General features: G+C 63.6%; 20 protein-coding genes. 5 read left to right on the top strand and 15 right to left on the bottom strand.

Features of this window, described 5'->3' with window-relative positions; all coding sequences use genetic code 11:
- Window positions 1–68 precede the first annotated feature (68 nt).
- Together OKW29_RS25245 and OKW29_RS25250 are read left to right on the top strand one after the other, a co-directional pair.
- Window positions 69–692 carry a glutathione S-transferase family protein gene (locus OKW29_RS25245; protein WP_429293024.1) on the top strand — a complete coding sequence of 208 codons (624 nt, stop codon included), beginning with the start codon at window positions 69–71 and terminating at the stop codon, window positions 690–692.
- Window positions 693–847: 155 nt separating this feature from the next.
- Window positions 848–1,192 (top strand): hypothetical protein, encoded by a 345-nt coding sequence (locus OKW29_RS25250; RefSeq protein ID WP_090804882.1) that lies wholly within the window; start codon window positions 848–850, stop codon window positions 1,190–1,192.
- Window positions 1,193–1,282: 90 nt separating this feature from the next.
- On the opposite strand, the gene fabV is transcribed toward OKW29_RS25250, so the two are convergent.
- Entirely contained in the window at window positions 1,283–2,479 is a 1,197-nt protein-coding gene (gene fabV / locus OKW29_RS25255) for an enoyl-ACP reductase FabV (RefSeq protein WP_429293025.1), read from the bottom strand.
- Window positions 2,480–2,613: 134 nt separating this feature from the next.
- Here fabV and OKW29_RS25260 point away from each other — a divergent pair, with 134 nt between their 5' ends.
- Complete coding sequence (locus OKW29_RS25260) at window positions 2,614–5,151, top strand: penicillin-binding protein 1A (RefSeq protein WP_429293026.1); 2,538 nt, start codon at window positions 2,614–2,616, stop codon at window positions 5,149–5,151.
- Window positions 5,152–5,205: 54 nt separating this feature from the next.
- On the opposite strand, the gene OKW29_RS25265 is transcribed toward OKW29_RS25260, so the two are convergent.
- Window positions 5,206–6,558, bottom strand: coding sequence for an MFS transporter (locus OKW29_RS25265; RefSeq protein WP_429293027.1), 1,353 nt, complete (start codon window positions 6,556–6,558; stop codon window positions 5,206–5,208).
- Window positions 6,559–6,854: 296 nt separating this feature from the next.
- Here OKW29_RS25265 and OKW29_RS25270 point away from each other — a divergent pair, with 296 nt between their 5' ends.
- The gene (locus OKW29_RS25270; RefSeq protein WP_429293028.1) at window positions 6,855–7,262 is read left to right on the top strand and encodes a hypothetical protein; all 408 of its coding nucleotides are present in this window, start codon (window positions 6,855–6,857) and stop codon (window positions 7,260–7,262) included.
- A 124-nt stretch (window positions 7,263–7,386) separates the two neighbouring features.
- Here the strand turns inward: OKW29_RS25270 and OKW29_RS25275 are convergent, their stop codons facing one another.
- The 8 genes from OKW29_RS25275 to OKW29_RS25310 all read right to left on the bottom strand — a co-directional run bounded on the left by OKW29_RS25275 (window position 7,387) and on the right by OKW29_RS25310 (window position 15,933).
- Window positions 7,387–8,457: a DNA-binding protein gene (locus OKW29_RS25275; RefSeq protein ID WP_429293029.1), complete on the bottom strand. Its 1,071-nt coding sequence runs from the start codon at window positions 8,455–8,457 to the stop codon at window positions 7,387–7,389.
- Between the two features lie 240 nt (window positions 8,458–8,697).
- The gene (locus OKW29_RS25280; protein WP_429293030.1) at window positions 8,698–9,705 is read right to left on the bottom strand and encodes a galactitol-1-phosphate 5-dehydrogenase; all 1,008 of its coding nucleotides are present in this window, start codon (window positions 9,703–9,705) and stop codon (window positions 8,698–8,700) included.
- Between the two features lie 32 nt (window positions 9,706–9,737).
- Window positions 9,738–10,505 (bottom strand): SDR family oxidoreductase, encoded by a 768-nt coding sequence (locus OKW29_RS25285; protein ID WP_184066472.1) that lies wholly within the window; start codon window positions 10,503–10,505, stop codon window positions 9,738–9,740.
- Window positions 10,506–10,548: 43 nt separating this feature from the next.
- On the bottom strand, window positions 10,549–11,862 hold the full coding sequence (gene hisD, locus OKW29_RS25290) for a histidinol dehydrogenase (RefSeq protein ID WP_429293031.1): 1,314 nt from the start codon (window positions 11,860–11,862) through the stop codon (window positions 10,549–10,551).
- Window positions 11,863–11,962: 100 nt separating this feature from the next.
- Entirely contained in the window at window positions 11,963–13,021 is a 1,059-nt protein-coding gene (locus OKW29_RS25295) for an ABC transporter substrate-binding protein (protein WP_429293032.1), read from the bottom strand.
- A gap of 65 nt (window positions 13,022–13,086) precedes the next feature.
- A complete protein-coding gene (locus OKW29_RS25300) occupies window positions 13,087–13,893 on the bottom strand; it encodes an ABC transporter ATP-binding protein (protein WP_018422900.1) in 807 nt (268 codons plus the stop codon).
- 352 nt (window positions 13,894–14,245) lie between these two features.
- Entirely contained in the window at window positions 14,246–15,154 is a 909-nt protein-coding gene (locus tag OKW29_RS25305; RefSeq protein WP_429293033.1) for an ABC transporter permease, read from the bottom strand.
- Window positions 15,151–15,933, bottom strand: coding sequence for an ABC transporter permease (locus tag OKW29_RS25310; protein ID WP_429293034.1), 783 nt, complete (start codon window positions 15,931–15,933; stop codon window positions 15,151–15,153). Before OKW29_RS25310 ends, OKW29_RS25305 begins: the two co-directional genes overlap by 4 nt.
- A 197-nt stretch (window positions 15,934–16,130) precedes the next feature.
- On the opposite strand from OKW29_RS25310, the gene OKW29_RS25315 reads away from it, so the two are divergent.
- Window positions 16,131–17,177: a LacI family DNA-binding transcriptional regulator gene (locus OKW29_RS25315; protein WP_184043540.1), complete on the top strand. Its 1,047-nt coding sequence runs from the start codon at window positions 16,131–16,133 to the stop codon at window positions 17,175–17,177.
- A 33-nt stretch (window positions 17,178–17,210) separates the two neighbouring features.
- Here OKW29_RS25315 and OKW29_RS25320 read toward each other — a convergent pair whose 3' ends face one another.
- From OKW29_RS25320 to OKW29_RS25340, 5 genes are all read right to left on the bottom strand, one after another.
- The gene (locus tag OKW29_RS25320) at window positions 17,211–18,212 is read right to left on the bottom strand and encodes an Ldh family oxidoreductase (protein WP_429293035.1); all 1,002 of its coding nucleotides are present in this window, start codon (window positions 18,210–18,212) and stop codon (window positions 17,211–17,213) included.
- Complete coding sequence (locus OKW29_RS25325) at window positions 18,209–19,210, bottom strand: hydroxyacid dehydrogenase (RefSeq protein ID WP_429293036.1); 1,002 nt, start codon at window positions 19,208–19,210, stop codon at window positions 18,209–18,211. Before OKW29_RS25325 ends, OKW29_RS25320 begins: the two co-directional genes overlap by 4 nt.
- Complete coding sequence (gene dctA / locus OKW29_RS25330; RefSeq protein ID WP_429293037.1) at window positions 19,207–20,541, bottom strand: C4-dicarboxylate transporter DctA; 1,335 nt, start codon at window positions 20,539–20,541, stop codon at window positions 19,207–19,209. Before dctA ends, OKW29_RS25325 begins: the two co-directional genes overlap by 4 nt.
- Before the next feature lie 227 nt (window positions 20,542–20,768).
- The gene (locus OKW29_RS25335; protein WP_429293038.1) at window positions 20,769–21,944 is read right to left on the bottom strand and encodes a UxaA family hydrolase; all 1,176 of its coding nucleotides are present in this window, start codon (window positions 21,942–21,944) and stop codon (window positions 20,769–20,771) included.
- 83 nt (window positions 21,945–22,027) lie between these two features.
- The gene (locus OKW29_RS25340; RefSeq protein ID WP_244144807.1) at window positions 22,028–22,297 is read right to left on the bottom strand and encodes a UxaA family hydrolase; all 270 of its coding nucleotides are present in this window, start codon (window positions 22,295–22,297) and stop codon (window positions 22,028–22,030) included.
- Between the last annotated feature and the right edge of the window lie 107 nt (window positions 22,298–22,404).

Here is a 22,404-nt window from a genome sequence, read left to right on the forward strand (position 1 = left end):
AGGCAAACTGGCTGGCTTCCGAGTTTCATTCCTTCAACCCGTTCAATCCACGCGGCACCCAACGACTCATGCTGCAGATACTCGGCAAGACCACCTCGATCAACGTGCGCAAGGTGTTGTGGACCTGCGCGGAACTTGGGCTTGCGTTCGAACAGGAAGACTGGGGCTCGGGCTTTCGCTCGACCGAGGTCGCCGAATTCCGCGCGCTGAACCCGAACGCGATGGTCCCCGTGATCCGCGACGGCGACTTCGTGTTGTGGGAATCGAACTCGATCATCCGTTACCTCGCGAACCGTTATCGGGGTGACGGGCTGTATCCGGCCGATCCGGTCGAGCGCGCGCGCTGTGATCAATGGATCGACTGGCAGGCGAGCGAATTGAACCGCTCGTGGAGCTACGCGTTTCTCGCGCTCGTGCGGCACTCGCCCGAGCATCTGGACCCGCGCCAGATCGCCGCGTCGTGCGCGAACTGGTCGAAGCATATGGTGATCGTCGAGCAGCAACTCGCGCGCACCGGTGCGTATATCGCGGGCGACGCGTTTTCGCTCGCCGATATTCCGATCGCGCTGTCCGCGAACCGCTGGCTCGAAACGCCGCAGCAGCACGACGATTTGCCGGCGCTGGCCGCTTATATGGCGCGCCTGGCCGGGCGCGACGGGTATCGCAGGCATTGCCGAAACGGCACTCCGTGATCGTTGATTCGCGCGCTTCTGCAATCTGTCGATGCTTACAGAATCACCTTCAATGTTTACGCTCTGCTTGCGGATTCCCGCGCTCGACGGCTGCTGCGCGGTGCACCCCGCGTCGCCTACAATGGCGGCCATCTAGCGACATTGAAGGTTCAACGATGCGGTTAACGAAATTCGCGCTGGCTTTGCTGGCGGCGTGCTTCACTCTGAACGCGAGCGCCGAAATGACGGCCGCGCAATACAAGCGCTGGGCACACGCCGACAACAACTCGATCTATGCGGCGTACATCACCGGCACGATCAACGCGTTCGGCTGGGCGAACGGCGATCTGGTCGCGAGGAAACAGCCGCAGCTGTTCTGTCCGCCACCAACGCTCGCGATCGGCAACCAGACGGTCTATCCGTTGCTCGACGCGTTCTTCGCGAACCATCCGGGCATTTCCGAGGATTTTCCAATCGGGCTCGCGATTCTGCGCGCGTTGCAGGGCGCGTATCCATGCTGACGTGCTGACGTGTTGAAGGAGTGAGGGGAGGGAGGCGAGGAGGGGCAACCTCAGGGGCGAACTCGCGAAGCGGGCTCGCCCCCCGGTGGATCAAATCTGCACGAGATTTGGAATCTGCACGTCCGGATTGACGTCCGCGTCGTAATCGACGCCCTTCATTTCAAAGCCGAACAGGCGCAGGAAATCGGTCTTGTAGCCCGCGAAATCGGTGAGTTCGTAGATGTTGTCGTTGCTCACCTGGTTCCACAGCTCCTGCACGCGGCCTTGCACCTGCGGATCGAGTTCCTTGTAGTCGGCGCGCAGACGGCCTTCGTCGTCCAGATGCGGCTGGCTGCCATAGAGGCTGTCCTTGTACAGGCCGTAGACCTGCTCGATACAGCCTTCGTGCGTGCCTTTTTCCTTCATCACCTTGAAGAGCAGCGACAGATAGAGCGGCATCATCGGAATGGCCGAGCTTGCCTGCGTGACGACTGCCTTCAGCACCGCGACGCGCGCATCGCCGCCCTTGGCCGCGAGCTTTGAGCGGATGCCGAGCACTTTCTGGTCGAGATCTTTCTTGGCCGCGCCGATCGAGCCGTTCCAGTAGATGTCGTGGGTGATCTTCTCGCCGAGGTAGGTGAACGCGGTGGTCCTGGCGCCGTCGGCGAGCACGCCGGCAACGCCCAACGCGTCCATCCACATCTGCCAGTCCTCGCCGCCCATCACCGCGACCGTGTGCGCGATTTCTTCCGGCGTCGCCGGTTCGAGCACGGTTTCCTTGATCACTTCCTTGTCGGTGTCGATGCCGCGCAGATTGACAGCCTTGCCGATCGGCTTGAGCACCGAGCTGAACACTTCACCGGTCTTCGGGTGCTGGCGCTTCGGCGCCGCGAGGCTGTAGACGACCAGATCGACCTGGCCGAGATCGCGCTTGATCACTTCGATCGTGCGCGCCTTCACTTCGTCGGAGAACGCGTCGCCGTTGATGCTGGTCGCGTACAGGCCTTCGGCGGTGGCGAACTTCTCGAACGCCGCGGTGTTGTACCAGCCGGCCGTGCCAGCCTTGGTCTCGCTGCCGGCGCGCTCGAAGAACACGCCGAGGGTGGACGCGCCCGAGCCGAACGCTGCGCTAATGCGGGCGGCGAGGCCATAGCCGGTCGACGCGCCGATCACGAGCACCTTCTTCGGGCCGTGGGCGATGGGGCCGCGTGCCTTCACATACTCGATCTGTTCCTTGACGTTGGCTTCGCAGCCGGTCGGATGGGTCGATACACAGATGAAGCCACGCACACGCGGTTTGATGATCATGAAGCACCTCTTGTCGGAATTGGCGACATTATAGTGGCCCCGCCGGAGCCGCACTCCATGCCGCGAACGAAGCAAAAACCGGCGCACCCCCCACATCTTGGTACGATTGCGCCTTTCCCAGCCGACGACAGCAAGTGAAGCGCCTCTTTTCCTCCTTTCTTGCGGCCCTCGACAAAGGGCTGACGCTCGCGAACCCGCTGTTCGCGAAGGCCGCATGGCATCTGCGCCATCCGACCCGCCGCACGTTCGCGTGGGGGCTCGCCGCGCTGCCGGTGCTATTCGTACTGTACGTGCTGCTGCTGATTCCGTTCACGCCGAGCATCGGCGACATCCGCAAGGCCAAGATCGAGCAGCCCGCGCAGATCCTGTCGGCGGACGGCAAGCTGCTCGCCGAGTTCAAGCCGTCGAACCGCGAGTGGGTCAAGCTGAAGGACATCTCGCCGAACGTCGTGAACGCGCTGATCGCCACCGAGGATCACCGCTTCTATCAGCATTTCGGGCTCGACTGGCGGCGCACCGCTTCGGCCGCGCTGCACACGTTCTCCGGCGAGCGCCAGGGCGGCTCGACGATCACGCAGCAGCTCGCGCGCAATCTGTATCCCGACGAAATCGGCCGCGCGCCGACGTTGACGCGCAAGCTGAAGGAAGCGATCACCGCACTGAAGATCGAGGCGTTCTACACGAAGAACGAGATCCTCGAAACCTACCTGAATACGGTCCCGTTCCTGTACAACGCGTACGGCATCGAGATGGCTGCGCGCACCTATTTCGACAAGTCCGCATCCGACCTGAACGTGCTCGAAGCGGCGACGCTGACCGGCATGCTGAAGGGCAACGCGTACTACAACCCGGTGCTGAACCCCGAGCGCGCCTTGCAGCGGCGCAATACGGTGCTCGCGCAGCTGGTCAGGTACGGCAAGCTGACACCCGCCCAGTACGACACGCTCGCCCGCAAGCCGCTGCGTCTCGACTTCGAGCGCCAGCTCGAGCCGCCCGGACCCGCGCCGCACTTCACGCAGCAACTGCGCAAATGGCTCGTCGCGTGGGCCGATCGCAACGACTACAACATCTATTCCGATGGACTCGTCGTGCGCACGACGATCGACTCGCGTCTGCAGACGATGGCGACCCAGGCGGTCACGCTGCAGGGCAACCAGTTGCAGAACATCGCGAACTCCGCGTGGGGCACGCGCGCGGGCTGCTCGGCGGACAAGGACCTGCTGCGCACGTTCCTGCGCGAAACGCCTGACTTCCGCGCGGCCAAAGACACGGGCCTCGCCGACGACGACGCGCTGAAACGCCTGCTCGCCGATCGCAAGCTCGTGCAGAGCGTGTGCGACACGAAGACGCGCGTGCAGGCCGACTTCCTCGCAATGGACCCACGTACCGGCGAGATCAAGGCGTGGGTCGGCAGCCGCGACTTTGGCGTTGATCCGTTCGATCACGTGCAGCAGGCGCGCCGTCAGCCGGGCTCGACCTTCAAGCCGTTCGTCTACGCGGCGGCCTTCGAGGCCGGCGCGAAGCCGGACGACAAACTGCCGGACAATCCGGTTCAGATCGAACTCGCCGGCGGCGAAATCTGGAAGCCGAACGACGAGGACGAGCCGAGCGGCCGCATGATCAGCCTGCGCGACGCGCTCGCCTATTCGCGCAACCGCATCACCGCGCAGGTGATGGAGTCGGTGGGTCCGAACAGGGTCGCCAAGCTCGCGCGCGCGATGGGTGTGCGCGACAGCCAGCTCGACCCGGTGCCGTCGCTCGCGCTCGGCACGAGCCCGGTCACGCTTAAGGAAATGGTGTCGGCGTACGGCACGATCGCGAACCTCGGCGGCTACGTCGAGCCGCTGATGGTCACGCGCATCGAGGACCGCAACGGCAACCTGCTCGCCGAATTCAAGCCGGCCACGCCGAGTCGCGAGCTGCCCGCCGACACGGCGCGCACGCTCGTCGACGTGATGCGCGACGTGGTCAGCCGCGGCACCGGCGCGAGCATCCGCACGCGCTTCGGCGTGCGCGGCGATGTCGCGGGCAAGACCGGCACGACCCAGGGCAACGCGGATGGCTGGTTCATCCTGATTCAGCCGCAACTGGTGGCGGGGGCGTGGGTCGGCTTCAACGACAGCCGCGTGACGCTGCGCAGCGATTACTGGGGGCAGGGCGCGCATAGCGCGCTGCCGATCGTCGGCGATTTCTTCCAGCGCGCGCAGCGCTCGCGGCTCGTCGACAGCCACATGAAGTTCGATACCGCGCAGCAGCCGGGCTGGTTCGCCGAGCGTGCCGAACGCTTGCGCGACTGGATCGGGCACCTGTTCACGCGCACGCCGGCGCAGCCGGACAAGCAGGTCGTGGCACGTGCTCCGGCGCGGCGCGCGCCGGTGGCGCCGGTGGCGCCGGTGCAGCCGCCGACGTCTGCCGTGGCGGCACCGGCGGCGGCGTCAGAGGCAGCGGGCGCGTCCGCGGTGCAGGGCGAAGCGCGCGCGTTGCCGCCGTTGCTGCCGGCGCCGGGGTCGGGGTCGGCTCCCGCGCCGGCGCCGGGTAATACCGTCGACGGTGAAGCGCACGGCGGCGGTGCGGCAGCGCTCGCGCCAACCCCGACGCCGGACGACATCGTGCCGCCCGATGCGGGCGGTCAGGGCACAGAAGGGTTGAATAACGGCAGCGGGGCGAATTGAAGGCGACCCGGGCAGGCTGCCCGGGTGCATATTGAACGGCGCGTGGGACTAGCGCTAAGACCTCGCGACCCCCGCTTCACCCGGCGGTCGCGCATGCGGATTGCCATGCGTCGTCTCGAGCGACGTGTCGTGATGCAGCAGCAACACCGCCGCCATACCGATGAGTCCCGCGCCCGACAGGCATAGCAGCCCGGCGCCGAAGCCGCCGGTGCTGTCCTTGATCCAGCCCATCGCGAACGGCCCGAAAAAACCCGCGAGGTTGCCCAGTGAGTTGATCGCGGCGATGCCGCCCGCGGCCGCCGCGCCCGACAGGAACGCGGCCGGCAAGGTCCAGATTACCGGCAGGCAACCGAAGATGCCGAAGCCGGCAATCGATAGCGCGATCATCTTCTGCACCGGATTGTCGAGGCCGGCCGCGGCCGCGATGCCGGCCGCCGCGACGAACAGCGCAATCGCGACGTGCCAGCGGCGTTCGAGGTGGCGATCCGAATGCCGTCCCCACAAAATCATGCTGACGAGGCCGACCACGTACGGCAGCGACGTCACGAAACCCGTCTGCAGATTAGTGAGGCCGAACGACTTCACGATTTGCGGCAGGAAGAAGCTCAGGCCGTAGTTGGTCGCGTTCGCCCCGAAATAGATCAGCGCGATGGCGAGCACGCGCGGATTGATCAGCGCCTCCTTCACGCTGAAGTGGCGCACCGCCTCGCGATGCTCGCGCTCCTGCTTCTGCCGCGCGATCAGCCAGTCGCGCTCCTCGGTGCTGAGCCAGGTGGCGTCGGCGGGCTTGTCGGTCAGATACAACAGCACCGCGACCGACAGCAATACCGCCGGCACCGCCTCGATCAGATACAGCCACTGCCAGCCGCCGAGTCCGCCGCGGCCGTCGAGCGATAGCAGCGCGCCGGAGATCGGGCCGCCGATCACCGTCGACAGCGGAATCGCCGCCATGAAATAACCGACCACGCGCCCGCGATACGCCGCCGGAAACCACAAGGTCAGCAGAAAGATGATGCCCGGGAAAAAGCCGGCCTCGGCGATGCCAAGCAGAATGCGCAGGCCGTAAAACACGTGCGCGGGCGAGAGCCCGGTGAAGCGCGCGATGTCCGGGATAAACGCCATCGCGCCCGCGAGAATACCCCACGTAAACATGATGCGCGCGATCCAGCGGCGCGCGCCGAATCGTTCGAGCAGCAGGTTCGACGGCACTTCGAAAAAGAAGTACGCGATAAAGAACACGCCCGCGCCGAAGCCGAACGCGCTCGCGGACAGATCGAGCGCCTTGTTCATCTGCAAGGCCGCGAAGCCGACGTTGACGCGATCGAGATAGGCGATGAAATAGCACAGTATCAGGAACGGCACGAGCCGAACCGTGACGCGCTGAAGGGTACGTGCCTCGAGATCCATATATGTCTCCTCCGGTTCGGCGACCGGTGTATGCCGCTATGTGGTGGGGTCCGTCTGCGGTTCGAAATGCCGGTCCGTCGAACAGGCATCGTTACAGACTAGACGCTCAAAAGGGATTTCGGAAGGTCTTTTGTGAACCATGTGGTCCGCTCATTGCCGAGGCCGTCGCGGCGTGGCGCTCGCCTCCATTGTTAGGACTCGCGCAACAGTGTTTTCGGTTGTATCGGCTGATCTTGGGCGAACGATTCCGGATAATTGCTGCCTGACTAATCAGTTAAAAATGCAGGTGATCCACGATGTCGAATCAGGGTTCGGACATGCTCGCTGAGGCGCGCAAAACGGTGCGGGTACGCGAAGTCGCATCCGTCGCGCGAGCGGAAAGCACGGAAAGGAAGAGGGCGCCGCTGCCCACGCGCATGCGCGGGGTGGCGGCGGTGGCGCTCGCGTGCGCGGGTCTCGTCGGGTGCGCGTCGAGCACGGATGTGGTCGCGAGCGGCAAGCCCGGCAGCTACACGGTCGCCGCCAGCGCGACCGGAGGACGCATGGCCTGGGCGCGCGCGCACGAACTCGCGATGAACGAGGCGCGCGACTACTGCGATCGTCGCGGTATGCAAAGCAGCGTGAATACGGAGACGGTCAGCGGCGTCAGCGCGATGACCGAGCACGGGTCGTCGGTCAGTTTCGAGTGTCATCCGCGGTTCTGACGCAGCGTTGCGCGCGGGCGGCGGGTGCCGCCGCCCCATGACGATCACTTTTTATCGGACGTCACCAGGTGTAGCCACTTATCGCGACTCGCGTGGTGACATGCCGCCGGGACGCCGGCAGTCCTCAGTCTTCGCGTGGTTTGGCGTTGGTCGAACGTTTGACGAACGGTGCGCCCGAGAAGCCCACCACCGCGCGGCCCTGCACGGGTGATGTTTCGCGGGCGCGGCGGGCAGGGCGCGCGGACGTTTTTTCTGTTCGCGCCGTCTCGATCTGCCGCGCGAGCGTGCCGATACGCTCGCGCAACAGGTCGGTCGCCGCCACCCGTTCAGCCAGCAACGCATCCTTTTCCGCAAGCTGCCCGCGGGTCGCGGCATGCCGCGCAGCGGAGGCAGCCAGTTCTGCCTTTGATGCGGCCAACTCGTCCCGAATCGCGTCGCGCTCGGCCCGCGATTCGGCTTCGAGCGTCGCCGCCCGCTCGTGACTCGCCTGAAGCTCCTTGCGCAGACGTTGCGCCGCCGCTCGTTCACCGTCGATTTCGAGCAAGGCGCGCTTTTCCGCCGCGGCGAGCCGCTGCTCGTTCTGCTCGTGCGAGCGGCGCAGCTTCGCGAGTTCGTCGGCGAAATCGCGGCGGGCATCGGCGAGCGCGGCGGCTCCTGCCGCGATTTCTTCCTTCGATGTCGCCAGTTGCGCCGTCAGCATGTCGTTGGCCGTCTGCAGCTCGACGATGCGCGCGTCGAGTCCGGCAATCCGCGCGCGCAGGGTCGCGACATCGTTGGCCGCCTGTTCGGCTTTGTCGACGGCGTCCTGACGCTGCCTGTCGTGTTGCTTGGCCTGTTCTTGCGCAGCGGCGATTTGCGCGTCCGCGTCGTGCCTGAACACGTCGAGGGCGGCGTTCGCGGCGTCGCTCGACAGACGCCACAGCTGGGCCGCGAATTCGCCGGCGGCCGCTGCAACCTCAGGCGGCAAATCCGGGCGGCCGACATCGACACGCGTTTTGTCGCGCACGTCGGTCCAGAAATCGCGCAAGGCCTTGGCCGGCGCGCTCATGCTGCCTTTGCGCACCAGTTGATACAGGCGGTTTGCGGTCGGCGTTTCGCCATAGCGGAAAAACAGTAGTGCGCAGACCTCGCGATATAGCGTTTGCGTGTCGGACGCGTTTTGACGGACGACTTCGATGTCGGCTTCGAGGGTCATGGTGGAAGCGGCTTTTGGGGAATATGGATATGTTGATAATACAACGTAAAACGCACCATATACTACGCAATTCAATATTCAACACGACATTAGTACTATAATGTCGTGTTGAATATTGGCGTCCGGATTATTCAATCGTTAGTGTCGATGTCCTCGAGGCTTAGAATCCGATCGAAGCCTGACGACAATGAGTCTGTCGCGGACAGTCTCGCTTTCCTGCTGGACTGCTATGGCCTAAATTTAGAAGCCCGGCGTCAGGACGACTTTCCCTGACGCCGTCCTGCCGTTCTGCAAATCGTCGAACGCCTGGCTTCCGGCATCGAGCGGCCGCACGTCGAGCCAATCCAGCGAACCGAACGCGCCTTCGTGCAACGCCGAAACCGTCGCGCGAAGATCCGCCATCGTATATGTGTACGTACCCAGCAGCGTGATTTCAGCGAGCGTCAGCTTGCGCATATCGATTTCGCTTGCCCAGTCCTGGAGGCCGATGTGCATCACGACGCCGCCAGGCTTCACCGACGATAACGCGAGCGCGCGTGTCGGCTTTGCGCCCACGGCATCGATCACGAACTCAAACCGGCTTTCAGGCGCCGGCGCGTCCAACGGATCCCATGTCTCGCACTGCGCATGCTGCTGCGCCGATCGTCGACGCAGCGGATTGACCTCCGCCATTTCAACCGACCGGCAGCCATACGATTTCAGTAACAACGCCGACAGCAATCCAATCGCCCCGCCGCCAATGACCAGCGCGCGGGTTTCCGGCAACGGTCTTTGCAGCGCGCGCATCGACAGATTCAGCGCATGCAGCGCCGTAGCAGCCGGCTCGGTCACCGCGGCGTGCGTTGCGGGCATCTCCTGCGGAATTTCGACAACGCATCCCGCAGGCAACGACATATATTGTGCAAATGCACCCGGCCGCGTCATGCCGACCATCGTCCGGTTCGCGCACAGATTGTCGCGCCCCTGCACACAATATTCACAGTGCCCGCAGGTGATCAACGGATTGCCCGTGACGCGCAAGCCTTTCGTCAGATGCGGTGCGCGCGTCTGCACGATTGTGCCGGCGAACTCATGACCGAGAATGAGGCCGGGTTTGCGTCGCGGATCGTGGCCGTGGAATGCATGCATATCGGAGCCGCAAATACCGACCGCATCGATCCTGAGTATCACCTCGCCGTCGGCTGCCAGTGGTTCGGGCCGATCCAGCAACTGGACCTCATTGGGCTGCGTGTAGACAAGTGCTTTCACAAGCGTTCTCCGTCGTGCAATTGCGTTACCGCCTACCGCGCGGTGTACCCGCCGTCGACCATGATGGTCTGGCCCGTGACGTACGCGGACGCGTCACTCGCAAGAAACACCGTGACGCCATACAGATCGTCGAGTTGTCCATTGCGTCCGATGCACGTGTTCTGCGCGTGCATGTCCGCGACGCGCGCGTCGTTGAAAACGGGAGCCGTCAGCGCAGTGGGGAAAAAGCCCGGCCCAATCGCGTTGCACGTGATGCCGTAGCGTGACCACGCCTGCGCGATAGCACGCGTCAATTGCACGACACCGCCCTTCGCCGCGCCGTATGGCGCGCTATCGTTGAATGCACGGTATGACTGCAGCGACGCGATGTTGATGATGCGACCATGTCCGCGCGCCTTCATCGAGGGTGCGAGCGCCTGCGTCATGAAGAACGGCGCACCAAGATGCAGTGCGAGCTGCTGTTGCCACGCTTGCGGCGTTACTTCATCGAATGGTTGACGCAGATTGACGCCCGCCGCGTTGACGAGAATGTCGATCTGGCCGTGCTGTGCCGCTGCATCGAGCGCGCAGGCGCGCGCCGCATGCGCGTCGCTGAGATCGCACGCGTGCATGTGCGCATCAATACCGTCATCCCGCAGCCGCATTGCCGCTTCGTCGAGCGCATCACTTCGCCGCGCCACCAGCACGACGCGCGCACCCGCCCCGCCCAACGCGCGCGCCATCGCTTCGCCGACGCCCGAGTTGCCGCCGGTCACGAGCGCGGTTCTGCCATTCAGGTCGAATAGTCGAGCGATATTCAACGGTGTCCTCCTTCGTCGTACCGATTGCACATGCCGATGGCGTTCATACCTGTACCGGTTCGCCACGCACGAATGCTTCGTCGGGAAAGTACTTCTTCAAGCGGTCGTCAGCGGTACGGGCGTGGGCTTCCATGCCTTCGAGCCGCGAGATACGCGCCGTCACTTCGCCAATGCGCTTCGCCGCATCGCGCGTCATGCGCTGCCACGTCAGCGTCTTCACGAACTTGTGCACCGAGAGCCCCCCTGAATAGCGCGCTGCGCCCTTGGTGGGCAGAACGTGATTCGGACCGCTCGCCTTGTCGCCGAATGCGACCGTCGTTTCTTCGCCGAGAAAGAGCGAGCCGTAGCACGTCAGATGTTCGAGCCACCAGTCCAGATCGGCAGCCTGCACTTCGAGGTGTTCCGATGCATAGCGGTCAGACACGTCCACCACTTCCTCTCGCGTGTCGCACAGGATCACTTCGCCGTAGTCGCGCCACGCGGCGCCTGCGGCATCGTGTGCGGTCGGCGGCAACGCATCGATGAGTTGCGGAACCCGCTCAATGACCTCGTCGGCGAGCGCCTTCGACGTCGTGAACAACCATGCCGGCGACTCGTGGCCATGCTCGGCCTGGCCGACCAGATCGCTCGCGACCATCGCCGGGTCGGCACTGGCGTCGGCGATCACCGCAACTTCCGACGGCCCCGCGAAGACGTCGATCCCAACCTTGCCAAAGAGCGCGCGCTTCGCCTCCGCGACGAACTTGTTGCCCGGCCCGACCACAACGTCCGCCTGCTTGCCGGTAAAAAGCCCATACGCCATCGACGCAATCGCCTGCACGCCTCCCAGCGTCATCACGACATCGGCGCCTGCCGCCTTGAACGCATACAGCACATATGGATGGATGCCGCCTCCGCGAAACGGGCTCGAACAGGCAATCACCGTCTTCACGCCCGCTGCCTTGGCAGTCGCAACGCCCATGTATGCCGACGCGATATGCGCGTACCTGCCAGCCGGCGCATAACAGCCGACCACGTTGACGGGCACCACTTTTTGCCCTGCCGTCACGCCTGGATACAGTTCGACCGAGAAATCCCCAATCGAGCGCCGTTGTGCGAGCGCGAAGTCGAATACCTGTTGCGCGGCGAAATCGATATCGGCCTTCACGTGCGCGGGCACTTCGAGCGCACGCCGTTCGATCTCATCGGCGCAGACGATGATCGGACCGTCCCAGTTATCGAGTTTCTTCGCATACGCACGCGCGGCGTCTTCGCCATGCGCCTGAATCTGCGCAAGCATTTCAGCGACGACCTCTTGCGCCGTCGCGGTCTCGGTTTCCGGCGTCTTGGCTGCTTTCTTCAGGTAAGTCACGCTCATCGCCTTCTCCTTCATCGATGTTAAAAATAATGCAAGCGCTTGCAGCGAGGGGCTTTTAAAAGGCCACACCGTGGCCTTTTTGCGCGATCGCGACCGCGCGTTATTTGCTGCCGTCCATTGCGAACGCCGCGAGTTTAGGGTCGCCCAACACACGCTTCATCGCGCTGTCGTCGATATAGTCTTTTGCTTCGGGGACGGACGCGAGCGCGCCCGATGCATGCATGAACTGCGCGATCTTCGTGAACGAATCGTCGGCCTGCGATGCGCCTTTCGTGCGGTCCATCGCGGCGAGTTGCTGCTTCAGGTCGAAGGTCGGGCGCGTCGCGAATTCCTTGCGCATCGAATCGTCGCTGATGTTGACGCCGCCCTCCTGGTAAAACTTCTTCATCATCGCGACGGCCTGGTCAGGGTTCGCCTTCATCCACGCCCATGCATGCAGATAGACGGCGAGAAATTTTGTCACCTGATCGGGATGCTGCTTCTCGAATTCGCCACGCGTGACGAGCGCGCCGGGCACCGATGCGCCGCCGTCCTTACCGGAGCACAACACGCGCGCGCCCGCCTTCTCTTCGAGCGTATAGTCATACGGCGCCCACACGCCCGCGTAATCAGCATTGCCCGACGACACAGCGGAAATGATCTCGGCCTGGCCCATGTTCTTGAGCGTCACATCAGCCTTCGTCAGCCCATACTTTTTCAGGCATGCCTGTACCGCGTAATCACCCGTCGAGTTGGACGTCAACACGATGGTCTGGCCTTTCAGCGACGCCGGATTGCGGCGCACCGCGTCATAACGCGCCTTGCTCGCCATCAGAACGTTGCCCTGCGATTCGTCGTTTGTCAGGCCGATCACCTGAATGCCGAAGCGCTTGTAGCCGAGCACCGCCGGCACGGAACCCGTGCCGCCCACGTCCCAGGATTTCGACGCCGCCGCCGCCATCTGCGGCACGCCTGCGGGAAACACCGAAAACTCGGGCTTCAATCCGACCTCTGCCCACCACCCTTTTTCGGTTGCGACATAGAACGGCAACGCCCAATACAGCGCGGGCTGATAGCTGACCCTGATCAGAGTGAGATCGGCGCACCACACCGTGCCCGGCAACGCCGCACTGCCCGCGCAGAGCAACGCAATGAAAGGGATCGCACGCAGACGTTTCATGTTGGTCTCCTGTTTTATGGGGTATTGCGCTCAGCCGTTGGAACCGGTGGCAGTTTTATGCAGCTTCATGCAGCGACACGTTCGACAGCGCCGTGTTCGTCGCGCAACGACTTCCAGATATGCGTGCGCAACCGGACGAACGATTCGAGATCCATCACGTCTTCGATCCGCTTGCACGCGTCCCAGCCATGCTGCTCGCGCACGGACTTCACATCGATCACTTCTTTCACGCGCCCCGGCCGGCCCGTCATCACGACGACGCGATCCGCGAGATACACCGACTCTTCGACCGCGTGCGTGATGAACAGCACCGTGCGCGGATTCACGCGCGTGAGCCGCACCAGTTCTTCCTGCATGACGACCCGGGTTTGGGCATCGAGCGCGCCGAACGGCTCGTCCATCAGCAGCACGCCGGGGTCGAGCGCATACGCGCGCGCGATCGCGACGCGCTGCTGCATGCCGCCCGATAGTTGATGCGGATACGCCTGCTCGTAGCCGCGCAGATTCATCAGCGACAGATAGCGCTCGATCGTTTCGCGTCTTGCGTCGGCGGCCATGCCCTTCGCGCGCAAGCCGAGATCGATGTTGTCCCACACTGTCTTCCACGGGAACAGCGCGAACTGCTGAAAGACGACCGCGCGATCGGGTCCTGGCCGTGTCACCTTGCGGCCCGCCACCGTCACGCTGCCCGAAGTCGGAAACTCGAGACCCGCGACCATCCGCAGACACGTCGTCTTGCCACATCCCGACGGCCCGACGATCGCAACGAATTCCTTGTCGGCGATTTCCAGTTCGACGTGTTCCAGCGCGACGACGCTCGCCTTGTCGCGCCTGAACATGCGGGACACATCATTGAAACGAATCATGCTCATCGTGCGCTCCGTCACGGTTGAGAGAGTGAAGCCACGGGTGCCAGGGTCTGTTTACATATGGAACGCACGTGCGTTGCCGCGAGAAGGGCCGCTCGCAAGGATTGCGACGCCGCGAATACTCGACGTATTCGCAAGGAGCATGACGCAGCGAGCGGCCCTTCTCGCGGCAACCCCAGTTCTGAAATTCATTCCAGGGGAATGCCCGCTATCGGGCGCATGGCGGCGTCGTGCGTCGCTCACGTGGCGCGGCCACGCAGCGCTCCTTACTCCTTGCCCTGCGCCCCGAAGGAAGTCCCCTTGGGGGACGGCCGATAGCGGGCATTCGCACGTGCGTTCCATATGTAAACAGACCCTAGTGCCGGGCCACGCGCCGGTTGCGCATCGCGTACGCTTCGATGCGTCCAAGCAGCAGGTCGATTGCCGCGCCCACCATACCGATTGCGATCATCGCGCTCATCACCGTCGCAGTGTCGATTGCCGCTTGTCCCTTGACCATCATGTAGCCAATGCCGCTCGACGCGACGATCAGTTCGGCGCCGACCAGCGACATCCAGCCCAGTCCCGCCGCGACGCGCACACCTGCGATCACCGACGGCAACGCGCCTGGCAGCAGCACTTCGCAGACGATCATCCGGTTCGACGCGCCGAGCATGCGCGCCGCTTCGAGCAGCCTGCCGTCGACCTGCTGCGCACCGCGATAAGCATTGACGACGCACGGGGGAAACGCACCCGCAAAAATGATCAGCACCGGGCCACCGATGCCCGTGCCGAACCACAACGCGGCAAACGGCACCCATGCAATCGGCGCGATGAAACGCACGGTTTCGAAGAGCGGCGTCACGCAGTAGTCGAGCCAGCGGAACCAGCCCATCGTCAGACCGAGCGGCACGCCCAGCGCGACGGCCAGCAAAAAGCCCATCAGATAGCGCTGCAAGCTCGACCACAGATGCACTTCGAGCGTGTAACCGACAAACGGATGCGTGAGCAGATCGGCAAACTTGTGAACGACTGCAAGCGGCGTCGGTAGAAAGATCGCGGGGACGAGTTCTGCTGCCGATGCCAGCCACCAGATGCCGAAGAATGCGATCAGCCCCGCGGCATTCAGCGTCCAGAGCGGCACGTTGCGTTGAGCCACAGCACGCCCAGGCTCGCTGACCATCTTGCGCTGGCGCAACGTGCGTGCCGCACTGCCGGACTCGCGATTGACGCCGACGGGCTCGATGTCAGGATGCGCGACACCGCGCAGATGACCCGGTTTCATCTGTTCGCTCTCCAAGGCATGAGTTGCCGTTCGATTTGCCCAAGCGCGACCGTCATCAACCATCCACACAGCGCGACCGTCAGCATCGCAACGACGATCATCGCCGGATAGATGTCGAGCGAGCCTTGCGTCAGCAGATGCCCGAGACCTTTGACCGCACCGATCAGTTCGCCCGCCACGAGCGTCGTCCATGAGGCCTGCAATGAGAGGCGCAAGCCTGTGAAAATCATTGGCAGCGCGCCGGGAATCATCACTTCCAGCACGAAGCGCGAACGCCGCAAACCCAGCATCTCGGCGGCTTCGAGCATCGGCACGTCGAGATTGCGCACGCCCGCGAAACTGTTGATCACGCATGGCACGAACGCCGCGAACCAGATCACCATCACCTTCGCGGAGTCGCCGAGTCCAAGCCAGACGATCGCGAGCGGAATCCACGCGAGCGGCGGAATGGGTCGCAACAGCAGAAAGATCGGGTTGAAGAACGCTTGCGCACGCGCCGAGTAGCCCATCCATAGGCCGAGCGGCACGCCCGTCACCGCCGCCGTCGCGAAGCCGTATAGAACGAGCTTCACGCTCTGCTCGATGTGCTGGTCGAGACGGCCGTCGGCATAACCGTCCGTCACCACCTGGGCAAGCGCCTGCCAGGTATCGAACGGAGTGGGGAATCTCGACGGTGCGACGATGCCTGTGAGAGCCGTCAGCACGTACCACGCGGCGAGCGTTGCTGCGAGCGTGCCGATGCTGCACAGGAAGCGCGGTGAACGCAATGCGGGGAACACATTGTCTCCTGCCTGTTCAGCGGCGTGAAATGCAGCGCGCCGCGCAATGAAATGTAACCGCTTGCATTTGAATATAGACGCTATGATCACGGGTCACATCGGGATTTATACCAATTCGAATGATGTTGTACTGTCGTTCGCTTGCAATCGGGCACTACAATCAATTGAGCCTATCCAAACCTGTCTGATCTGCCGCAATGAATACCTTGCCACGCGCCCGTATCAGCGATGTCGCCACACTCGCCGGCGTCTCGACGGCAACTGTGTCGCGCGCTCTCTCCAACCCCGACATGGTGAAAGCGGACACGCGCGCGCGCATCCGTGATGCGATCGCCACGCTGGGATATGTGCCCGACGGCGCGGCGCGCGCGCTTGCGCTGGGCCGTGCGCGAATGGTCGGCGCAATCGTGCCGACGCTCGACAACGCGATCTTCGCGCGTGCGGTGCAAGGCTTGCAAACCACACTGTCGAATTCCGGCTATCAGTTGCTGATCTCCGCGCACGAGTACAACCTGTCCGCGGAAATCGAAGTCGTGCGCGCGCTGCTGGAACGTGCTGTCGACGCAATCGTTCTGGTCGGCACCGACCATGCGCCGCAAACCTATGAACTGATTCGCGCGAGCCACGTCGCGCTGCTGCTGACCTGGTCGCACGCCGAGCGCCCCGGCGCAGCCGGCAGCGGCGACGCAGATACACCGCCGTCGATTGGCTTCGACAACCAGTTGATCGGGCAACTGGCCGCTGAACATCTGCTCGAACTCGGTCATCGCCGCTTCGGCGTGATCTCGGGCTTCACGCGCCATAACGACCGCGCGCGTCAGCGGATCGAAGGCTTCCGGCGAATCCTTGCACAGCACGATATCCGTCTGCCTGATGCGAACATCATCGAACAGCCATTCGGCTTCGAAGGCGGTCGCGCCGGGCTCAAGCTACTGACGCAATTGCGCCCTGCTCCAACCGCCATTTTCTGCGGCAATGACGTGCTCGCGCTGGGTTGCCTGTTCGAAGCGCAATCGGCCGGTATCGCCGTGCCGCAGCAGTTATCGATTGTCGGTTGCGACAATCTGCCCATCGTCTCGCAGATCACACCAGGTCTCACTACCGTGCTGTTGCCCACTTACGAACTCGGCGAACGCGTCGCGCGCGCACTGCTGCGCTGGCTCTCGGACGGCGTGCCGCCGCAGCGCGAGTGTCTGCCGATCGAGCTGATCGTGCGTGGCACGAGCGGTCCGGCGCCCGCGTGAAGTGCGCCTGGTTCCTTTCGGCGCATTCGCGCATCACGCGACCAATGTCTGCAACTGTGTGAGCAACGCATCGGGAATCTCGATTCCATCGCGGCTTGCCGCGTCGGCCAACGCATGCCGCCGTTGCCCTGGCAAACGGACATCCGCATCCTGCAACATCGCCGCGACAAGCGCCTCGACCCGTTCTACGTACATCTCATTGCCCGCCAGCGCGCCCGGATCGATGGCCCAGAACAGATGGCCGATCCGCGAGCGTGCCCCCTCCTCGGTCAGGAACGATCCCGCTTCATAGCCGAAGTTCGCGCCCGCCAGCGCCGCCGCCAGCAGTTCGACCATCAGCGCGAGCATCGCGCCTTTCGCGCCGCCGAACGGCAGCATCATGCCGTCGAGCGCCGCCTTGGCGTCGGTGGTCGGCGTGCCGTCACGGGCGGTCGCCCAGCCGGACGGTATGGGCTTGCCATCGCGCGCTGCAACCATGATCTTGCCGCGCGCCACTTGCGACAACGACAGGTCGACTATCAATGCGTCGCCATTGCGGCGCGGAAACACGGCGGCAATGGGATTGGTGCCGAATAGCGCATGACGCCCGCCCCACGCGGGCATCGCCGCCGGGGAATTGCTGAACGCAAGGCCCACCATGCCCGCCGCGCCGATCGCCTCCAGGTGATATGCGCCGACGCCGAAATGATGGCTGCGGGTCACGCTCGCCACTGCGCTGCCGTGTTCGCGCGCACGGCCGATCAAGGTCTCGACAGCAAGCGCGCAGGCGGGAAACGCCATGCCATCGGCGGCATCGACGAGCACGGCGGCGTTGCGCGTCGCAACAATGGAGGGCTTCGCCTGCGGATCGACGCGCCCGTTGCGCAACTGCGCGACGTACATCGGCAAACGCGAAACACCGTGCGACGACAACCCGCACGAGTCCGCATACACCAACGCGCGGGCCGTGGCCGTCGCGGTCTCCGGCGTTGCGCCCGCGTTGCGGACGGCGCGCGTCGCGAGTTCGAGCAGTTCGTCGGCTGAGACTCGCGTCATCGTGAAATTCCTTCGGTCACGTGTGAATCACGCTGCGCAAGCAGGGCCTCCGTCACGCGCGCCGCAACGAGCGTGCTGACACGTTCGTTCGACTGCATGGTCAGCCCCGCAATGTGCGGCGTGAGAATGAGGTTTGGTGCGTCGGCCAGCGGGGAACGGGCGGCGAGCGGCTCATCGTTGAAAACGTCGAGCGCCGCGCCGCCGATGCGGCCTTCGCGCAACGCCAAGGCAAGCGCCGCTTCATCGACGATCCCGCCGCGCGACGTGTTGACGATAATCGCGTGGCGCTTCAGCGCCGCGAGTTGCGATGCGCCGAGCAGATTGCGCGTGCTGTCGACGAGCGGCACATGCAGCGTGATCACATCGGCGGCACGCAACGCTTCGTCGATGCTCACGCGGCGTGCGCCGGTCGCGGCCCAGCACGCCGCGTCGGCCGGCTGCAGCGGATCGTAGGCGAGCACCTGCATGCCCAGCGCGCGCGCGAGCTGCGCAACGAGTTGCCCGATGCCGCCGAAGCCGATTACGGCAAGCGTGCTACCCGCCGCTTCGCGGCCATTCGAAAGCGCCGCGCGCGGCCATTTGCCCGCCGCGACCTCCATGCTCGAACGGTATGCACCGCGCAGCAGCATCAGTGCCGCGGCGAGCACGTACTCGGCCACCGCGCGTGCATTCGCACCCGTCGCCGGGAACACCGATACGTTGCGTTGCGCGCATGCGTCCAGATCGATGTTGTCGAGCCCGACGCCCAGACGCCCGACTACGCTCAGACGCGGCGCGGCATCGAGCAGCGCGGCCCTTACCTGCGTGCGATTGCGCACGATCAGCGCGTCGGCATCGGCCAGCAACGCGTTCAACGCAACGGGTTGATCGACAAGCGACGCATCGGCATGCACGTCGAAGCGCTCGCTGAGCGCTGCGACTGCGCAAGCGTCGATGAATTCGCTGATGACGATCTTCTTGCGCGTCGCGCGCGGATTCGCATTCAGGTTCGTGCTCAATTCGAGCGCTCCTGTACATACGCGGGCGGCGCCATGTCGTTGACATCGCTTGCGTTCGCTTGCGGCTCGCCGCGTTGAACTTCCGGCGGCGCGGCCAGCAGTTTGCGCGCGGCCTGCACATCGAATGCGCCTTCCCAGCGGGCGACGACAATCGTCGCCACCGCATTGCCGATCATGTTCACGATCGCGCGAATCTCGTTGAGCACGCGATCGATACCGAGTATCAACGTAATGCCCGCAACCGGAATGATGTTGTGCGTCGACAGTGTCGCCGTCAGTGCGACCAGCGCCGCACCCGCCACGCCCGCGCCGCCCTTTGACGTCACCATCAATATCGCCAGCAGCCCGATCTGTTGCAGTAGCGTGAGATGGGTATTGGTGGCCTGCGCGATGAAGAGCGAGGTCATCGTCAGATAGATCGCGGCGCCGTCGAGGTTGAACGAATAGCCCGTCGGCAGCACGAGCCCGACTACCGGCTTCGGACACCCAAGCCGTTCGAGCTTTTCCATCAAACGAGGCAACACCGATTCCGTTGTAGATGTGCCCAATACGATCAGCAGCTCCTCACGCAGATACTTGAGCAGCGGCCACAACCCCACGCCCGCCCAGCGGCAAATCGTGCCCAGCACCAGAGCGATGAAGAGAATGCTCGTCAGATAGAAGCACACGATCAACAGACCGAGTTGCTGCAACGTCGAAATGCCATATTTTCCGACTGTGAACGCCATCGCGCCGAACGCGCCAAGGGGAGCCAGGCGCATGATCATTTCGACGATCCGCATCAGCGCTTCGCCGCTCTGTTCGATCACGCGCGACAGGAAGCGGCTGCGCCGCGACATGATCGATAGCGCGATGCCGAACAACACCGAGAACAGCAACACCTGCAACAGATCACCCCGCGCGAACGCGCCCACGACCGAATTCGGCACGATCTCTTCGAGGAAGCTGGTGTTCGACTGCGCGTGAACTTCCGTCACGTAATGGCTGACTGCATGCGTATCGAGCGTCTTCGGATCGATGTTCAGCCCGGAGCCGGGGTGCAGCAGATTGGCGACGACAAGGCCGATGACGAGCGCCACCGTCGTCACCGCTTCGAAGTACACGATGGTTTTGAGGCCGACGCGCCCGACCTGTTTGAGATTCTCCATCCGCGCGATGCCGACGGAGACGGTACAGAAGATCACCAGCGTGATCAGCATCTTGATGAGCCGGATAAAGGTATCACCGAACGGCTTCATCTGGACGCCGAGATCCGGCCAGAAATAACCGACGAGAATGCCTGCCGCAAGTCCGATCAGAACCTGCACGTAAAGATGTCTTAGCACGCGCAAGATGGTGTCTCCTCCACTCGCTGCTGCTGGAAAATGGAACAGCGCCGTGCGGCGCGTGCCGGGCTTCTCGGGCCCGAGACGTCACGCGTGCGCGCGCTGCTGCGAAAACTCCATTGAATACAGGGGATCCGAAGCTGACGCGAAGCTAACTGTCATCGCAGCCGCCTGCGCGATCCGGATTCATGCGCTATGCAGTGCGGCCCGTCGCGAGGACGGGCCCGGAGAAATTACGCGCTTTCGAACAGGCGCGTCAACACGAACTCGCGGTGGCCCAGCGCTTCCGCCGACGTAAAGCGCCCGTTCGCGGTGCGCAGCATCGATTCCAGCAGTTTGTCGCCAGCCTGATCGAGATTCTGTTCGCGCTGCAATAGTCCCGACACATCCACGTCGATATGCTCGCTCATCGTGCGCACCGTACGCGGGTTCGCGCAAATCTTGATGACAGGCACGATCGGATTGCCGATCACGTTCCCCTGCCCGGTCGGGAAGAGATGCACGGCAAAGCCCGACGCGGCGCACAGCGTCACCATCTCGGCCGCGGCTGACGACGAATCCATGAACCACAAGCCCGGCCCCGTCGGTTCCTCGGCCTTGTCGAGCACGCCGTCGACTCTGCACTTCTTGCCGATCTTCTGGATATTGCCCAGCGCTTTTTCTTCGATTGTCGTCAGGCCGCCCGCGATGTTGCCTTTGGTCGGCTGCGACTCCGACAGATCGTCGGTCTTCCAGCGGTTGATCATGTCCTGATAGCGGTCGAACATGAACTGGAAGCGCTCGCGCACCTGGTCGTTCGCGCAACGCGCGGCAACGATCTGCTCGCCGCCCGTGAGTTCGGACGTCTCGCCGAAGACGAGCGTCGTGCCCAACCCGTAGAGCTTGTCGAACGCATTGCCGACAGTCGGGTTCGCGCCGCAGCCGGACGTGGTATCGGATTCGCCGCACTTCGTGGATACCCACAGGTCCGAAATCGGGCATTCTTCGCGATCGAGAGACGTGGCGTACTGCACCATCTCTTTCGCGGTTTTCGACGCACGCATGATCGTATCGTGATCGCCATGCAATTCGATGCCGAAGCCCATCACCGGCTTGCCTGACTTCGCAATGCCGTCTACGACGCGCTTGGTCCAGCCTTCCTCGATCCCGATCACGACGACCGCCGCGACATTCGGGTTGCAGCCGGCGCCGATCAGCGTGCGGAAATGCAGATCGAGGTCGGCGCCGAACTGCAGGCGGCCGTATGGATGCGGTAGCGCCATCGTGCCTTTGATGGCCGTTTCGACGGCCAGCGCGGCGGCGTTCGACAAATCGTCGACGGGCAGGATGATCACATGGTTACGCACGCCGACGCGTCCATTGGAACGGCGAAACCCGCGGAAAGTGGTGTTCTGGTCAATCACGCTCATGGTGGCTCTCTTCGATCTGGCTCTGTTGAGTGGGGAAGCTCGCTCGCAATGTCGATGCGCGAGCTGGTCGATCCTCGCGCCGGCTACCAGCGCTTCGTCTTGATGTTGTGAACATGCGCATGTTCACCCGCGCGGATCGGCGCAACGACCTTGCCGATGTCCACGCCGTACTTGAACACCGTGTCGCCGACCGCCATGTCTTTCAGCGCCACCTTGTGACCGATCGGAATGTTCTGTTTCGCCGAGATCGTCACGACCTCGTCGTCGTCCATGATCCACGCGTTCAACTGGGTCCCCGCCTTGATGCCTTCGACAACCGCCACACCGACGGTGTCTTTCGCTTCGTGCAGCACGATATGAATCGTTTTGCGGTCTGACGAAGGGCTGGCGGAAGATCCTTCACCGGATTGTTGCGGTGCACCTGCTGCGGTGTGGCTCATCAGTTGTCTCCAGTCTGTTG

Source organism: Paraburkholderia sp. CI3 (genome assembly GCF_050436505.1).
Lineage (GTDB): Bacteria > Pseudomonadota > Gammaproteobacteria > Burkholderiales > Burkholderiaceae > Paraburkholderia > Paraburkholderia tuberum.